This is a genomic window from Escherichia coli (genome assembly GCF_036503815.1).
In the GTDB taxonomy this organism is placed as follows: Bacteria; Pseudomonadota; Gammaproteobacteria; order Enterobacterales; family Enterobacteriaceae; genus Escherichia; species Escherichia coli_F.
Map to the genome: position 1 here is coordinate 2,922,095 of NZ_AP027764.1, position 16,777 is coordinate 2,938,871.

16 protein-coding genes are annotated in these 16,777 nt (G+C 51.0%); 12 read left to right on the forward strand and 4 right to left on the reverse strand.

What is annotated here, in order from left to right; translation table 11 throughout:
• Positions 1-256: 256 nt before the first annotated feature.
• Complete coding sequence (icd, locus tag AABJ99_RS14030) at positions 257-1,507, reverse strand: NADP-dependent isocitrate dehydrogenase (RefSeq protein ID WP_000444487.1); 1,251 nt, start codon at positions 1,505-1,507, stop codon at positions 257-259.
• Positions 1,508-1,678: 171 nt separating this feature from the next.
• Here icd and rluE point away from each other — a divergent pair, with 171 nt between their 5' ends.
• The 8 genes from rluE (at position 1,679) to roxA (ending at position 9,511) form a co-directional block, all read left to right on the forward strand.
• Positions 1,679-2,332, forward strand: coding sequence for a 23S rRNA pseudouridine(2457) synthase RluE (gene rluE, locus AABJ99_RS14035; protein ID WP_039021974.1), 654 nt, complete (start codon positions 1,679-1,681; stop codon positions 2,330-2,332).
• A 9-nt stretch (positions 2,333-2,341) separates the two neighbouring features.
• Entirely contained in the window at positions 2,342-2,803 is a 462-nt protein-coding gene (nudJ, locus tag AABJ99_RS14040; protein WP_039021975.1) for a phosphatase NudJ, read from the forward strand.
• 53 nt (positions 2,804-2,856) lie between these two features.
• The gene (gene mnmA, locus AABJ99_RS14045; protein ID WP_001353282.1) at positions 2,857-3,963 is read left to right on the forward strand and encodes a tRNA 2-thiouridine(34) synthase MnmA; all 1,107 of its coding nucleotides are present in this window, start codon (positions 2,857-2,859) and stop codon (positions 3,961-3,963) included.
• 35 nt (positions 3,964-3,998) lie between these two features.
• On the forward strand, positions 3,999-4,640 hold the full coding sequence (gene hflD, locus AABJ99_RS14050) for a high frequency lysogenization protein HflD (protein WP_001297479.1): 642 nt from the start codon (positions 3,999-4,001) through the stop codon (positions 4,638-4,640).
• A 3-nt stretch (positions 4,641-4,643) separates the two neighbouring features.
• Complete coding sequence (gene purB, locus AABJ99_RS14055; protein WP_000423751.1) at positions 4,644-6,014, forward strand: adenylosuccinate lyase; 1,371 nt, start codon at positions 4,644-4,646, stop codon at positions 6,012-6,014.
• A gap of 168 nt (positions 6,015-6,182) precedes the next feature.
• Positions 6,183-6,854 (forward strand): two-component system response regulator PhoP, encoded by a 672-nt coding sequence (gene phoP / locus AABJ99_RS14060; protein ID WP_001265481.1) that lies wholly within the window; start codon positions 6,183-6,185, stop codon positions 6,852-6,854.
• Positions 6,854-8,314 (forward strand): two-component system sensor histidine kinase PhoQ, encoded by a 1,461-nt coding sequence (gene phoQ / locus AABJ99_RS14065; RefSeq protein WP_000735412.1) that lies wholly within the window; start codon positions 6,854-6,856, stop codon positions 8,312-8,314. Before phoP ends, phoQ begins: the two co-directional genes overlap by 1 nt.
• 75 nt (positions 8,315-8,389) lie before the next feature.
• A complete protein-coding gene (gene roxA / locus AABJ99_RS14070) occupies positions 8,390-9,511 on the forward strand; it encodes a [50S ribosomal protein L16]-arginine 3-hydroxylase (protein ID WP_001295435.1) in 1,122 nt (373 codons plus the stop codon).
• Between the two features lie 48 nt (positions 9,512-9,559).
• Here roxA and pepT read toward each other — a convergent pair whose 3' ends face one another.
• Positions 9,560-10,786 (reverse strand): peptidase T, encoded by a 1,227-nt coding sequence (gene pepT, locus AABJ99_RS14075; RefSeq protein ID WP_039021976.1) that lies wholly within the window; start codon positions 10,784-10,786, stop codon positions 9,560-9,562.
• A 249-nt stretch (positions 10,787-11,035) separates the two neighbouring features.
• Here pepT and potA point away from each other — a divergent pair, with 249 nt between their 5' ends.
• From potA to potD, 4 genes are read left to right on the forward strand one after another with little or no spacing between them, the layout of a single operon-like run.
• Entirely contained in the window at positions 11,036-12,172 is a 1,137-nt protein-coding gene (gene potA, locus AABJ99_RS14080; protein WP_000531596.1) for a spermidine/putrescine ABC transporter ATP-binding protein PotA, read from the forward strand.
• Entirely contained in the window at positions 12,156-13,013 is an 858-nt protein-coding gene (gene potB, locus AABJ99_RS14085; RefSeq protein WP_000799401.1) for a spermidine/putrescine ABC transporter permease PotB, read from the forward strand. Before potA ends, potB begins: the two co-directional genes overlap by 17 nt.
• Positions 13,010-13,804 carry a spermidine/putrescine ABC transporter permease PotC gene (gene potC / locus AABJ99_RS14090; protein ID WP_000580316.1) on the forward strand — a complete coding sequence of 265 codons (795 nt, stop codon included), beginning with the start codon at positions 13,010-13,012 and terminating at the stop codon, positions 13,802-13,804. The genes potB and potC overlap by 4 nt, the downstream gene beginning before the upstream one ends.
• Entirely contained in the window at positions 13,801-14,847 is a 1,047-nt protein-coding gene (potD, locus tag AABJ99_RS14095; RefSeq protein WP_000759307.1) for a spermidine/putrescine ABC transporter substrate-binding protein PotD, read from the forward strand. Before potC ends, potD begins: the two co-directional genes overlap by 4 nt.
• Positions 14,848-15,002: 155 nt before the next feature.
• Here potD and cobB read toward each other — a convergent pair whose 3' ends face one another.
• Positions 15,003-15,824, reverse strand: coding sequence for a Sir2 family NAD+-dependent deacetylase (cobB, locus tag AABJ99_RS14100; RefSeq protein WP_000952736.1), 822 nt, complete (start codon positions 15,822-15,824; stop codon positions 15,003-15,005).
• Between the two features lie 15 nt (positions 15,825-15,839).
• Positions 15,840-16,751: an N-acetylglucosamine kinase gene (gene nagK, locus AABJ99_RS14105; protein ID WP_160524196.1), complete on the reverse strand. Its 912-nt coding sequence runs from the start codon at positions 16,749-16,751 to the stop codon at positions 15,840-15,842.
• Positions 16,752-16,777: the final 26 nt, after the last annotated feature.

Consider the following 16,777-nt stretch of genomic DNA (forward strand, 5'->3'; position numbering starts at 1 on the left):
AGCATAACCGTCGTGCCATTAAACGCCAGACGGGAGATCATTATTATTTTATTAATACAGATCCGTTGCATTCCGGTCTTTACCGCAGTTTAAAAGAAAAGAGAATAGGGACTTAGGCAGTAGAGCAGTCATTGGACAGACCACACTACCCCAAACTAGCAGGGGAGTTTTGATAAAATTTTGATAACCGTTAGCATGCTAACAAAAAACAACGGGCGTGTTATACGCCCGTTTCAATATTTAACACATGTAGTGATTACATATTCTTGATGATCGCGTCACCAAACTCTGAACATTTCAGCAGTTTAGCGCCTTCCATCAGACGCTCGAAGTCATAGGTTACGGTCTTCGCGTTAATCGCGCCTTCCATACCTTTAACAATCAGATCTGCGGCTTCAGTCCAGCCCATATGGCGCAGCATCATCTCAGCGGAGAGGATGATAGAGCCTGGGTTAACTTTGTCCTGACCAGCATACTTCGGCGCAGTACCGTGGGTGGCTTCAAACAGCGCGCATTCGTCACCGATGTTTGCGCCTGGGGCGATACCGATACCGCCAACCTGCGCTGCCAGAGCATCAGAAATGTAGTCACCGTTGAGGTTCATACAGGCGATAACGTCGTATTCAGCCGGACGCAGCAGGATCTGTTGCAGGAATGCGTCAGCAATCACGTCTTTAATGACGATCTCTTTGCCGGTGTTCGGGTTTTTGACTTTCAGCCACGGGCCGCCGTCGATCAGTTCACCGCCAAACTCTTCACGCGCCAGCTGGTACCCCCAGTCTTTAAACGCGCCTTCGGTGAACTTCATGATGTTACCTTTGTGCACCAGGGTCACAGAGTCACGGTCGTTAGCAATTGCGTATTCGATCGCGGCACGAACCAGACGTTTGGTGCCCTCTTCAGAACACGGCTTAATACCGATACCGCAATGTTCCGGGAAGCGAATTTTCTTCACGCCCATCTCTTCACGCAGGAATTTAATCACTTTCTCAGCGTCGGCAGAATCAGCTTTCCATTCGATACCCGCATAAATGTCTTCCGAGTTTTCACGGAAGATAACCATATCGGTCAGTTCAGGATGTTTAACCGGGCTTGGGGTGCCCTGATAGTAACGTACCGGACGCAGGCAGATGTAGAGATCCAGTTCCTGGCGCAGAGCTACGTTGAGAGAACGAATACCGCCGCCAACCGGAGTGGTCAGAGGGCCTTTAATGGCAACGCGATATTCACGAATCAGATCAAGGGTTTCAGCAGGCAGCCAGACGTCCTGACCATAAACCTGTGTGGATTTTTCACCGGTGTAAATTTCCATCCAGGAGATTTTACGCTCGCCTTTATAGGCTTTCTCGACTGCAGCGTCGACCACTTTCAGCATGGCTGGGGTTACATCTACACCGATTCCATCACCTTCAATGTAAGGGATAATCGGATTTTCAGGAACGTTGAGTTTGCCGTTTTGCAGGGTGATCTTCTTGCCTTGTGCCGGAACAACTACTTTACTTTCCATTCACCTCTCCTTCGAGCGCTACTGGTTTGCTCGTCTGCCACCACGTTGCATATGCGTTTGCGTCCTGCGATACGGATGCTTTAGAGCAATTTTTTGTTAATGATTTGTAATTGGCTTGTCAATACTACCCTATTGTTTGCCGTCATGAAAGATGCGCGTTATTAGGCTATAATGCGGCAATTCATAATCTCTGAAAATACCATGCAAAAAACTTCTTTTAGAAATCACCAGGTTAAGCGATTCAGCTCGCAACGTTCTACCAGGCGAAAACCTGAAAACCAGCCCACGCGTGTGATCCTGTTCAATAAACCCTACGATGTTCTTCCGCAGTTCACCGATGAAGCCGGACGCAAAACATTAAAAGAATTCATCCCGGTTCAGGGAGTGTATGCGGCAGGTCGTCTCGACCGCGACAGCGAAGGGTTACTGGTGCTGACCAATAACGGCGCTTTGCAGGCGCGTTTAACCCAGCCGGGTAAACGTACCGGGAAAATCTATTATGTACAGGTAGAAGGTATTCCCACGGAAGACGCCCTTGAAGGGTTGCGCAATGGCGTAACCTTAAATGATGGCCCTACCCTGCCCGCAGGTGCGGAGATGGTTGAGGAGCCGGAATGGTTATGGCCGCGGAATCCGCCAATTCGTGAACGAAAAAGTATTCCCACCAGCTGGCTTAAGATCACCTTATATGAAGGACGTAATCGCCAGGTGCGCCGCATGACCGCCCATGTTGGTTTTCCCACGCTGCGACTGATTCGCTATGCGATGGGTGATTACTCTTTGGATAATCTTGCCAATGGCGAATGGCGAGAAGCGACAGATTAAGGACGCAAAATGTTTAAACCGCACGTTACCGTTGCCTGCGTGGTGCACGCAGAAGGCAAATTTTTAGTCGTTGAAGAGACGATTAATGGTAAAGCGTTATGGAACCAGCCCGCCGGGCATCTGGAAGCCGATGAAACCTTAGTGGAAGCCGCCGCCCGTGAGCTGTGGGAAGAGACGGGCATCAGCGCGCAACCGCAACATTTTATCCGCATGCATCAGTGGATTGCGCCGGATAAAACGCCGTTTTTGCGCTTCCTGTTTGCCATTGAGCTTGAGCAAATATGTCCAACCCAGCCCCATGACAGCGATATCGACTGCTGCCGTTGGGTCAGCGCCGATGAGATTTTACAGGCGTCAAATCTGCGCTCGCCGCTGGTGGCGGAAAGTATTCGTTGTTATCAAAGTGGGCAACGCTATCCGCTGGAGATGATTAGCGATTTTAACTGGCCTTTTACAAAGGGTGTCATCTAAAAGGCTGCGTGATAGAATACGCCGCCTTGAAGTTCAATGTCGTGAGTGATCCAATGTCTGAAACCGCAAAAAAAGTAATCGTCGGCATGTCCGGCGGTGTCGATTCCTCCGTTTCTGCCTGGCTGTTGCAACAACAGGGATATCAGGTCGAAGGCCTGTTTATGAAGAACTGGGAAGAAGACGACGGTGAGGAATATTGCACGGCGGCAGCGGATCTGGCTGATGCCCAGGCTGTCTGCGACAAGCTCGGCATTGAACTGCACACCGTCAACTTTGCTGCCGAGTACTGGGACAACGTCTTTGAACTGTTCCTTGCCGAATATAAAGCCGGTCGCACGCCGAACCCAGATATTCTGTGCAACAAAGAGATCAAATTTAAAGCCTTCCTCGAATTTGCCGCCGAAGATTTAGGTGCCGATTATATCGCTACCGGTCATTACGTTCGTCGTGCCGATGTCGATGGTAAGAGCCGCCTGCTGCGTGGTCTGGATAGCAATAAAGACCAGAGCTACTTCCTTTATACGCTCAGCCATGAGCAGATTGCGCAAAGTCTGTTCCCGGTCGGCGAACTGGAAAAGCCGCAGGTGCGCAAGATTGCAGAAGATCTCGGTCTGGTTACCGCGAAGAAAAAAGATTCTACCGGTATCTGTTTTATCGGCGAGCGTAAATTCCGCGAGTTCCTGGGCCGTTATCTCCCTGCGCAACCGGGCAAAATCATTACCGTCGATGGCGATGAAATCGGCGAGCACCAGGGGCTGATGTATCACACACTCGGTCAGCGTAAAGGTCTGGGTATCGGTGGCACCAAAGAAGGCACCGAAGAACCGTGGTATGTGGTCGATAAAGACGTCGAAAACAACATTCTGATTGTTGCGCAGGGCCATGAACACCCGCGTCTGATGTCTGTCGGTCTGATTGCCCAGCAGCTGCACTGGGTCGATCGCGAACCATTCACCGGCACTATGCGTTGCACGGTAAAAACCCGCTATCGCCAGACCGACATCCCTTGCACCGTCAAGGCGCTGGACGACGATCGCATTGAAGTGATTTTTGATGAGCCGGTTGCCGCCGTGACGCCGGGCCAGTCTGCCGTCTTCTATAACGGTGAAGTGTGCCTCGGTGGCGGTATTATTGAGCAGCGTCTGCCGCTGCCGGTCTGATTATTGTCTTTAATTACAACAAGGAAGCAGTGAACGTGGCAAAGAATTACTATGACATCACCCTCGCCCTGGCCGGAATTTGTCAGTCGGCACGCCTGGTGCAACAACTCGCTCACCAGGGGCATTGTGATGCCGATGCGCTACACGTCTCACTCAACAGTATTATCGATATGAACCCCAGCTCCACGCTGGCGGTTTTTGGTGGCAGCGAAGCTAACCTGCGCGTCGGGCTGGAAACATTGCTCGGCGTGCTCAACGCCAGCAGTCGCCAGGGCTTAAATGCTGAGTTAACCCGCTACACCCTTAGCCTGATGGTGCTTGAGCGCAAACTTTCCTCAGCGAAAGGTGCGCTCGACACTCTGGGCAACCGCATCAACGGCCTGCAACGTCAGCTCGAACACTTCGATCTACAGTCCGAAACGCTGATGAGCGCGATGGCCGCTATTTATGTTGATGTGATTAGCCCGCTAGGCCCGCGCATTCAGGTCACCGGATCTCCTGCTGTACTGCAAAGCCCACAGGTGCAGGCGAAAGTCCGCGCCACCCTGCTGGCAGGCATTCGCGCCGCCGTGCTCTGGCACCAGGTCGGCGGCGGACGTCTACAACTGATGTTTTCTCGTAATCGCCTGACCACTCAGGCAAAACAAATTCTTGCTCATTTAACCCCGGAGTTGTGATCTATGGAATTATCCTCACTGACCGCCGTTTCCCCTGTCGATGGACGCTACGGCGATAAAGTCAGCGCGCTGCGCGGGATTTTCAGCGAATATGGTTTGCTGAAATTCCGTGTACAAGTTGAAGTACGTTGGCTGCAAAAACTGGCCGCGCACGCAGCGATCAAGGAAGTTCCTGCTTTTGCTGCCGACGCAATCGGTTACCTTGATACAATTGTCGCCAGTTTCAGCGAAGAAGATGCAGCACGCATCAAAACCATCGAGCGTACCACTAACCACGACGTTAAAGCGGTTGAGTATTTCCTGAAAGAAAAAGTGGCCGATATCCCGGAACTGCACGCAGTTTCTGAATTCATCCACTTTGCCTGTACTTCGGAAGATATCAATAACCTCTCCCACGCGTTGATGCTGAAAACCGCGCGTGATGAAGTGATCCTGCCATACTGGCGTCAACTGATTGATGGCATTAAAGATCTCGCCGTTCAGTATCGCGATATCCCGCTGCTGTCCCGTACCCACGGTCAGCCAGCCACGCCGTCAACCATCGGTAAAGAGATGGCAAACGTTGCCTACCGCATGGAACGTCAGTACCGCCAGCTTAATCAGGTGGAGATCCTCGGCAAAATCAACGGCGCTGTCGGCAACTATAATGCCCACATCGCGGCTTACCCGGAAGTTGACTGGCATCAGTTCAGCGAAGAGTTCGTCACCTCGCTGGGTATTCAGTGGAACCCGTACACCACCCAGATCGAACCACACGACTATATTGCCGAACTGTTTGATTGCGTTGCGCGTTTCAACACCATTCTGATCGACTTCGACCGTGACGTCTGGGGTTATATCGCCCTTAACCACTTCAAACAGAAAACCATTGCTGGTGAGATTGGTTCTTCCACCATGCCGCATAAAGTTAACCCGATTGACTTCGAAAACTCCGAAGGTAACCTGGGGCTTTCCAACGCGGTGTTGCAGCACCTGGCAAGCAAACTGCCGGTTTCCCGCTGGCAGCGTGACCTGACCGACTCCACCGTGCTGCGTAACCTCGGCGTGGGTATCGGTTATGCGCTGATTGCGTATCAATCCACCCTGAAAGGCGTGAGCAAACTGGAAGTGAACCGTGACCATCTGCTGGAGGAACTGGATCACAACTGGGAAGTGCTGGCTGAGCCAATCCAGACAGTTATGCGTCGCTATGGCATCGAAAAACCGTACGAAAAGCTGAAAGAGCTGACTCGCGGTAAGCGCGTTGACGCCGAAGGCATGAAGCAATTTATCGACGGTCTGGCACTGCCAGAAGAAGAGAAAGCCCGCCTGAAAGCGATGACGCCGGCAAACTACATTGGCCGCGCCATCACCATGGTTGATGAGCTGAAATAAGCCTCAAATCAGTGCCGGATGGCGATGCTGTCCGGCCTGCTTATTAAGATTATCCGCTTTTTATTTTTTCTCTTTACCTCCCCTCCCCGCTGGTTTATTTAATGTTTACCCCCATAACGACATAATCGCGTTACACTATTTTAATAATTAAAACAGGGAGAATGAAAAATGCGCGTACTGGTTGTTGAAGACAATGCGTTGTTACGTCACCATCTTAAAGTTCAGATTCAGGATGCTGGTCATCAGGTCGATGACGCAGAAGATGCCAAAGAAGCCGATTATTATCTCAATGAGCATTTACCGGATATTGCGATTGTCGATCTCGGTTTGCCTGACGAGGACGGTCTGTCATTGATTCGCCGCTGGCGCAGCAATGATGTTTCACTGCCGATTCTGGTATTAACCGCCCGTGAAAGCTGGCAGGACAAAGTCGAAGTATTAAGTGCTGGCGCTGATGATTACGTGACTAAACCGTTTCATATTGAAGAGGTGATGGCGCGAATGCAGGCATTAATGCGGCGTAATAGCGGTCTGGCTTCCCAGGTAATTTCGCTGCCACCGTTTCAGGTTGATCTCTCCCGCCGTGAGTTATCCATTAATGACGAAGTGATCAAACTGACCGCGTTCGAATACACCATTATGGAAACGTTGATACGCAATAATGGCAAAGTGGTCAGTAAAGATTCGTTAATGCTACAACTCTACCCGGATGCGGAGCTGCGGGAAAGCCATACCATTGATGTACTGATGGGACGTCTGCGCAAAAAAATTCAGGCACAATATCCGCAAGAAGTGATTACCACCGTTCGCGGCCAGGGCTATCTGTTCGAATTGCGCTGATGAAAAAATTACTGCGTCTTTTTTTCCCGCTCTCGCTGCGGGTACGTTTTCTGTTAGCAACGGCAGCAGTAGTATTGGTGCTTTCGCTTGCCTACGGAATGGTTGCGCTGATCGGTTATAGCGTCAGTTTCGATAAAACCACGTTTCGGCTGTTACGTGGCGAGAGCAATCTGTTCTATACCCTTGCGAAGTGGGAAAACAATAAGTTGCATGTCGAGTTACCCGAAAATATCGACAAGCAAAGCCCCACTATGACGCTAATTTATGATGAGAACGGGCAGCTTTTATGGGCGCAACGTGACGTGCCCTGGCTGATGAAGATGATCCAGCCTGACTGGCTGAAATCGAATGGTTTTCATGAAATTGAAGCGGATGTTAACGATACCAGCCTCTTGCTGAGTGGAGATCATTCAATACAGCAACAGTTGCAAGAAGTGCGGGAAGATGATGACGACGCGGAGATGACCCACTCGGTGGCGGTAAACGTCTACCCGGCAACATCGCGGATGCCAAAGTTAACCATTGTGGTGGTGGATACCATTCCGGTGGAGCTAAAAAGTTCCTATATGGTCTGGAGCTGGTTTATCTATGTGCTCTCAGCCAATCTGCTGTTAGTGATCCCGCTGCTGTGGGTCGCCGCCTGGTGGAGTTTACGCCCCATCGAGGCCCTGGCAAAAGAAGTCCGCGAACTGGAAGAACATAACCGCGAATTGCTCAATCCAGCCACAACGCGAGAACTGACCAGTCTGGTACGAAACCTGAACCGACTGTTAAAAAGTGAACGCGAACGTTACGACAAATACCGCACTACGCTCACCGACCTGACCCATAGTCTGAAAACGCCACTGGCGGTGCTGCAAAGTACGCTGCGTTCTCTGCGTAGTGAGAAGATGAGCGTCAGTGATGCTGAGCCGGTGATGCTGGAGCAAATCAGCCGCATTTCACAGCAAATTGGCTACTACCTGCATCGTGCCAGTATGCGCGGTGGGACATTGCTTAGCCGCGAGCTGCATCCGGTCGCCCCTCTGTTGGACAATCTCACTTCGGCGCTGAATAAAGTGTATCAACGCAAAGGGGTCAATATCTCTCTCGATATTTCACCAGAGATCAGTTTTGTTGGTGAGCAGAACGATTTTGTCGAGGTGATGGGCAATGTGCTGGATAATGCCTGTAAATATTGCCTCGAGTTTGTCGAAATTTCTGCAAGGCAAACCGACGAGCATCTCTATATTGTGGTCGAGGATGATGGCCCCGGTATTCCATTAAGCAAGCGAGAGGTCATTTTCGACCGTGGTCAACGGGTTGATACTTTACGCCCTGGGCAAGGTGTAGGGCTGGCGGTAGCCCGCGAAATCACCGAGCAATATGAAGGTAAAATCGTCGCCGGAGAGAGCATGCTGGGCGGTGCGCGGATGGAAGTGATTTTTGGTCGCCAGCATTCTGCGCCGAAAGATGAATAAATATGTCCATACTTCACGCATTACGTTAAGCATCCGTTATAATCGGTTGCAGATACCAGCCTGTGGATGCTTAACATGGAATACCAACTCACTCTTAACTGGCCCGATTTTCTTGAACGTCACTGGCAGAAACGCCCTGTGGTGTTAAAACGCGGCTTTAATAATTTTATTGACCCGATCTCTCCAGACGAGTTGGCGGGTCTGGCGATGGAAAGCGAAGTCGACAGTCGACTGGTCAGTCACCAGGATGGCAAATGGCAGGTCAGCCACGGCCCGTTCGAAAGCTACGATCATCTTGGTGAAACTAACTGGTCATTGTTAGTGCAGGCAGTGAACCACTGGCATGAGCCGACCGCCGCACTGATGCGACCGTTCCGTGAACTGCCGGACTGGCGCATTGATGATTTGATGATCTCTTTTTCCGTACCTGGCGGCGGCGTCGGCCCGCATCTCGATCAGTACGACGTGTTTATCATTCAGGGTACTGGTCGCCGTCGCTGGCGAGTGGGCGAAAAGCTGCAAATGAAACAGCACTGCCCGCACCCGGATCTGTTACAGGTCGACCCGTTCGAAGCCATCATTGATGAAGAGCTGGAGCCAGGCGATATTCTTTATATTCCGCCAGGATTCCCCCATGAAGGCTACGCGCTGGAAAATGCGATGAACTATTCCGTGGGTTTTCGCGCGCCAAATACGCGGGAACTGATTAGCGGATTTGCCGATTATGTGCTGCAACGTGAACTGGGCGGCAACTACTACAGCGATCCGGATGTCCCACCTCGCGCTCATCCTGCGGACGTTCTACCGCAAGAGATGGATAAACTGCGTGAGATGATGCTTGAATTGATCAACCAGCCGGAACACTTTAAACAGTGGTTTGGGGAGTTTATATCCCAGTCACGCCATGAACTGGATATCGCGCCGCCAGAGCCGCCTTATCAGCCGGATGAAATCTACGATGCGCTGAAACAAGGTGATGTGCTGGTGCGCCTGGGTGGTCTGCGCGTATTGCGCATTGGCGACGACGTGTATGCCAATGGTGAGAAGATCGATTCCCCGCACCGTCCGGCACTGGATGCGCTCGCCAGCAACATTGCGCTGACCGCGGAGAATTTTGGCGATGCGCTGGAAGATCCGTCATTCCTCGCAATGCTCGCGGCGCTGGTCAATAGCGGATACTGGTTCTTCGAAGGGTAAGTTTAAATTCAAGTCGGATGCGGCATTACATGCCGCATCCTTTTCCGGTTACTTGCGTTGCGCCGTTAACTCGGCAATACGGACAATCACCTGCACTGCTTTTTCCATACCTTCCAGTGTCACAAACTCATGTTTACCATGATAGTTGTAACCGCCAGTGAACAGGTTCGGACACGGTAATCCCATAAACGACAACTGCGCGCCGTCGGTACCACCGCGGATCGGTTTCAGTTCCGGCTCAATATCGCAGTCACGCATCGCCTGCTGAGCGATATCGAGAATATGCGGATGCTCAACCACTTTCTCGCGCATATTGTAGTAACTGTCTTCAATCACCAGTTCAATGTAGCAATCAGGATGTAACCCTTTGCCCACTTTTTTGGCGATCTCCATCATTTTACGTTTACGCGCTTCAAACTGTTTACGGTCGAAATCACGGATGATGTAGTGCATATCGGCCCGTTCAACGGTGCCTTTCATGCTCGCCAGGTGATAGAAACCTTCATAGCCTTCTGTCATTTCCGGGCTTTCATTTGCCGGAACTTCCGCATGAATACGTGCCGCCAGCGAAAGCGCATTTACCATCACTCCTTTCGCCGTGCCCGGGTGAACATTGTTACCGACAATTTTGATATTGACCGACGCGGCGTTGAAGTTTTCAAACTCCAGTTCGCCTACGCCACCACCATCAACGGTGTAACCCCAGCGGGCATCGAAGGCGTCAACATCAAAATGCTTCGCCCCTTTGCCCACTTCTTCATCCGGGGTAAAGGCGACGCGAATATCACCATGCGGAATGTTTTTTTGTTGTAATACCGCCAGCGCGGTCATGATTTCTGCAATACCTGCTTTGTCATCGGCACCTAACAAGGTTTTACCATCGGTGGTAATCAGCGTCTGACCCAGTAGCTGATGCAGCACCGGGAACATAACCGGTGATAAAACTTCATCGCCGATACCCAGCGCAATATCGCCACCGCGATAGTTTTCAACAATTTGCGGATTCACATTTTTGCCGCTGCAATCCGGTGAGGTATCCACATGAGAAATAAAGCCAATCGCCGGGATATCGCCAGGGACGTTAGCCGGTAACGTCGCCATCAACGTGCCCTTCTCATTTAAGGTCACATTGATAAGCCCCATCTCTTCGAGCTGCTCTTTCAGCAGATGCAATAACTTCCATTGGCCTTCCGTGCTGGGAACCTGTCTCACCCCCGCTTTTGATTGGGTATCCAGAGACACGTAGTTCAAAAATCGCTCAAGTAGTTTATCCATGTAGTCACCCTCACTTTTTGTGACAACATTATTAAGAAGCAAGAAAAGACAAATATTGCGTCAGGTCACTTTTACCCCTGCAAGCGGGAATATTTATCAGCATTACCTTAATGAATATAAAGCTAAGCCAGTAATTCACAACAAAGATTGGCGATTCAAGCGGTTTGCCGTAGAATTACCGCCCTCATTAAGAGTCACCAAGGTGGTTAACCACAAACCCCGCATCGGTAAGCCATCCGTTGCGTTTACATGGGACAGAGTAAAAAATTGAATAAACAACCGAGTTCGCTTTCACCGCTGGTGCAATTGGCGGGAATTCGCAAATGCTTTGATGGTAAAGAGGTCATTCCCCAGCTGGATCTGACTATCAACAATGGCGAGTTCCTCACGCTGCTTGGCCCTTCTGGCTGCGGTAAAACAACCGTTCTTCGCCTGATTGCAGGTCTGGAAACTGTTGATTCCGGACGCATCATGCTGGATAACGAGGACATCACCCACGTTCCGGCGGAAAACCGCTATGTGAACACTGTTTTCCAAAGCTACGCACTTTTCCCCCACATGACCGTGTTCGAAAATGTGGCCTTTGGGTTGCGCATGCAAAAAACCCCCGCTGCTGAAATTACGCCCCGCGTGATGGAAGCCCTGCGGATGGTGCAGCTGGAAACCTTCGCTCAACGTAAACCGCATCAGCTTTCTGGTGGTCAACAGCAACGCGTCGCCATTGCTCGCGCGGTGGTTAACAAGCCTCGTCTGTTGTTGCTGGATGAGTCGCTCTCAGCGCTGGATTACAAACTGCGCAAACAGATGCAGAACGAGCTGAAAGCGCTACAGCGTAAGCTTGGCATTACATTCGTCTTCGTGACTCACGACCAGGAAGAAGCACTCACCATGTCGGACAGGATTGTGGTGATGCGCGATGGTCGCATTGAGCAAGACGGCACGCCGCGTGAAATCTACGAAGAGCCGAAAAACCTGTTTGTTGCTGGGTTTATCGGTGAAATCAATATGTTTAATGCCACGGTCATCGAACGTCTCGACGAGCAGCGCGTACGCGCCAACGTTGAAGGCCGCGAGTGTAATATCTACGTTAACTTCGGCGTTGAACCGGGGCAAAAACTGCATGTTCTGCTGCGCCCGGAAGACTTACGTGTTGAAGAGATTAACGACGACAACCACGCAGAAGGGCTGATTGGTTACGTTCGCGAGCGTAACTACAAAGGCATGACGCTGGAGTCGGTTGTTGAACTGGAAAATGGCAAGATGGTGATGGTCAGCGAATTCTTCAATGAAGACGATCCTGACTTTGACCACTCTCTCGACCAAAAAATGGCCATTAATTGGGTAGAAAGCTGGGAGGTCGTACTGGCTGATGAAGAACACAAGTAAGTTCCAGAATGTAGTGATTGTCACTATTGTCGGTTGGCTTGTGTTGTTTGTCTTTCTGCCCAACCTGATGATCATTGGCACCAGCTTTTTGACCCGCGACGACGCCAGTTTCGTCAAAATGGTCTTTACGCTGGATAACTACACGCGACTGCTCGATCCGCTCTATTTTGAAGTGCTATTGCACTCGTTGAATATGGCGCTGATCGCCACCCTCGCCTGCCTGGTGCTGGGCTACCCGTTTGCCTGGTTTCTGGCAAAGCTGCCACACAAGGTGCGTCCGCTGCTGCTGTTTCTGCTGATTGTTCCCTTCTGGACCAACTCATTGATTCGTATCTACGGGCTGAAAATTTTCCTCAGCACCAAAGGCTATCTCAACGAGTTTTTGCTCTGGCTGGGCGTTATCGATACACCAATTCGCATCATGTTCACGCCTAGTGCGGTGATTATCGGTCTGGTTTACATTCTGCTGCCGTTTATGGTGATGCCGCTGTACTCCAGTATCGAAAAACTGGATAAGCCGTTGCTTGAGGCGGCGCGCGATCTCGGTGCCAGCAAGTTGCAGACCTTTATCCGCATCATTATCCCACTGACGATGCCGGGAATTATTGCCGGATGTCTGCTGGTAATGCTGCCAGCGATGGGCCTGTTCTATGTGTCCGACCTGATGGGCGGTGCGAAAAACCTGCTGATCGGTAACGTCATCAAGGTACAGTTCCTCAATATTCGTGACTGGCCGTTTGGTGCAGCCACCAGCATTACGCTGACTATCGTAATGGGCCTGATGTTGCTGGTTTACTGGCGCGCTTCTCGTCTGCTGAATAAGAAGGTGGAACTCGAATGATCGGTCGACTGCTTCGCGGCGGTTTTATGACCGCTATCTACGCGTACCTGTATATCCCAATCATTATTTTGATTGTGAACTCTTTCAACAGCTCGCGCTTTGGCATCAACTGGCAGGGTTTTACCACCAAATGGTATAGCCTGCTGATGAACAACGACAGTCTGTTGCAGGCAGCTCAGCATTCACTGACGATGGCGGTGTTTTCGGCGACGTTTGCTACGCTTATCGGTTCACTGACGGCAGTTGCGTTGTACCGTTATCGCTTTCGTGGTAAGCCGTTCGTTAGCGGAATGCTATTTGTGGTGATGATGTCACCAGATATCGTAATGGCGATTTCGCTGCTGGTGCTGTTTATGCTGCTGGGTATTCAGCTTGGCTTCTGGTCGCTGCTGTTCTCGCATATCACCTTCTGCCTGCCGTTTGTGGTGGTGACAGTGTATTCGCGCCTGAAAGGTTTTGACGTGCGAATGCTGGAAGCGGCGAAAGATCTCGGTGCCAGCGAATTTACCATTCTGCGAAAAATCATTCTGCCACTGGCAATGCCAGCGGTAGCGGCGGGCTGGGTGTTAAGCTTTACCCTGTCGATGGACGACGTGGTGGTTTCTTCGTTTGTCACCGGGCCGAGTTATGAAATTCTGCCGTTAAAAATTTATTCGATGGTCAAAGTCGGCGTATCGCCGGAAGTTAACGCGCTGGCAACCATATTACTGGTGCTGTCGCTGGTGATGGTCATTGCCAGCCAGCTTATTGCTCGTGATAAAACGAAAGGTAACACAGGGGACGTTAAATGAAAAAATGGTCACGCCACCTGCTCGCGGCGGGTGCTCTGGCACTGGGCATGAGCGCCGCTCACGCCGATGACAACAACACGCTGTATTTCTACAACTGGACCGAGTACGTGCCGCCAGGACTGCTTGAACAGTTCACCAAAGAAACCGGTATTAAGGTTATCTATTCGACTTACGAGTCGAACGAAACCATGTACGCGAAGCTGAAAACGTACAAAGACGGTGCCTATGACCTGGTGGTTCCTTCAACCTATTACGTCGATAAAATGCGTAAAGAAGGGATGATCCAGAAGATCGACAAGTCGAAGTTAAGCAATTTCAGCAACCTCGATCCAGACATGCTCAACAAGCCGTTTGACCCGAATAACGACTATTCCATTCCGTATATCTGGGGTGCGACGGCGATTGGCGTTAACGGTGATGCGGTAGATCCGAAATCTGTCACCAGCTGGGCCGATCTGTGGAAACCTGAGTACAAAGGCAGCCTGCTGCTGACCGACGATGCCCGTGAAGTGTTCCAGATGGCGCTGCGTAAGCTGGGCTACTCCGGTAACACCACCGATCCGAAAGAGATTGAAGCTGCATACAACGAGCTGAAAAAACTGATGCCAAACGTCGCGGCGTTTAACTCCGATAACCCGGCGAACCCGTATATGGAAGGCGAAGTTAACCTCGGCATGATCTGGAACGGTTCTGCTTTCGTTGCACGCCAGGCGGGTACGCCAATTGACGTGGTGTGGCCGAAAGAAGGCGGCATTTTCTGGATGGACAGCCTGGCGATCCCGGCAAATGCCAAAAACAAAGAAGGCGCGCTGAAATTGATCAACTTCCTGCTGCGCCCGGATGTGGCAAAACAGGTTGCTGAAACTATCGGTTATCCAACGCCAAACCTCGCCGCGCGTAAGCTGTTAAGCCCGGAAATAGCGAACGACAAGACGCTCTACCCGGATGCTGAAACCATTAAAAATGGCGAATGGCAGAATGACGTTGGCGCAGCCAGCAGCATTTATGAAGAGTATTATCAGAAGCTGAAAGCAGGACGTTAATTCAGCAAACGGGCGGTGGTATTACCGCCCGTTTTTTATTTAGCAAGGATGTGGCTAAGGAGTCAGGACAGTAAAGTTTTATCCCGCTCTTTCGTCGGTATTGTGGTCCGCTCGTAGGCCTGATAAGCGTAGCGCATCAGGCAATTACTCCTGATTTATAATCCCTTCAGCAACTTTTCAACAAATTCTGGCACCACCTGGCTTGCCGGGCCGTAATATTTCTCGGCAAATTCATTACCAACCTGACTCGGTTCAAGATTCAGTTCCACGGTGTGCGCGCCATGCAGTTTCGCTTCGTGAACAAACCCAGCCGCCGGATAAACATGCCCTGATGTACCAATGGCAATGAAAATATCGGCCATTGACAACGCCATATAAATTTCATCCATGCCGAGTGGCATTTCGCCAAACCACACTACGTGCGGGCGCAAGGGTGCCGGGAACTGGCAACAATGGCATTTATCTTCTGGCGTAACGTCTCCGGTCCAGTCGAGAACCTGACCACTTTGCGAACAGCGAACTTTCAGCAGTTCCCCATGCATATGAATAACATTGGTATTACCTGCGCGTTCATGCAGGTTGTCGATATTCTGCGTCACCAGCAAAAAGCGATCGCCGAGAGCGTCTTGCAGTTTAGCTAGCGCAAGATGCGCGGCGTTAGGCTGAATTTCTGGCTGCTGTAGCTGTCGACGACGGGCGTTATAAAACGCTTGCACCAGTTCAGGATCGCGATCGAAACCTTCCGGCGTTGCCACATCTTCAACCCGATGTTCTTCCCACAGGCCATCTGCGGCGCGAAAGGTACGAATACCTGATTCCGCAGAAATCCCTGCCCCTGTCAGTACGAGTACTCTTGGTTTTTCCATTGCTTCCGGCACCACTTTATCTCTGAAAAAAATACGCTGACGCAAACGCTCGCGCAGGCGGCGTTTATTTTTACGAAAACGACTTAACCGATGACCCCGACGCGACAGCATAGCAACCTCTGTTGTTTAATCGGTTAGATGTAGGAAAGCCGCACCACGCATTCCTCCCGCATCACCGTGGCGCGCGCGTTCAATGCGCGGAACACGAGCGACAGGTAAGAGATGACGAGGCAGCCTGTCCGCCAGTTGCGTTGTGATTGCCGGGAAATTCGATAAGCCACCACCAATGACGACCAGGTCAGGGTCAACAATGGTCAGGATATTTCCCAGACAAACCGCTAATAAATCCAGATAACGCTCAACGTGCGCCCTTGCCTGCTCATCGCCTTGATCATAAAGCGCAATAATTTCGGGAGCCTGCAACGGTTGATGATAATAGTGTTGATACAGCCACGCAAAACCGCGACCAGACAGATAATTTTCAATGCAGCCATGCTGACCACAGCCGCAGCGGCGTAACGGGAAATCCAGCCCCATCATGGTTAACGCATCAACCGGCAGACGCATATGGCCAAACTCGCCGGTAATATAGCTTTTACCGGTAATTGGTTTACCGTTGAAAATCAACCCGCCGCCAACGCCGGTGCCGAGAATCAACCCCATCACCAGTGGATATTGAGTAAATTCATCATCCCAGGCTTCTGAAAGGGCAAAACAGTTGGCATCGTTATCAAGGCGGACATCGCGATCAAGACGTGCGCTCAGATCTGCACGCAGCGATTTACCGCTGGCAGCGGGGACATTGGCGGCATACAGCGTACCATCTTCTGTTTCCGGCATTCCCGGAATACCGATGCCGACAGAACCTTTACAGCCAAAACGCTTATCGGCTTCAGCCACCAGCTCGCACACTGCATCTAAAAATGCGTCATAGCTGTCACGCGGTGTCGGCAACCGCTTTTCCCACTGCAACTGCCGACCGCTATCAAACACGCCAAGCGCAATTTTTGTTCCACCAATATCAAACCCGTAATACATTGCCGCTCCTTGTTTTAATGTACTGC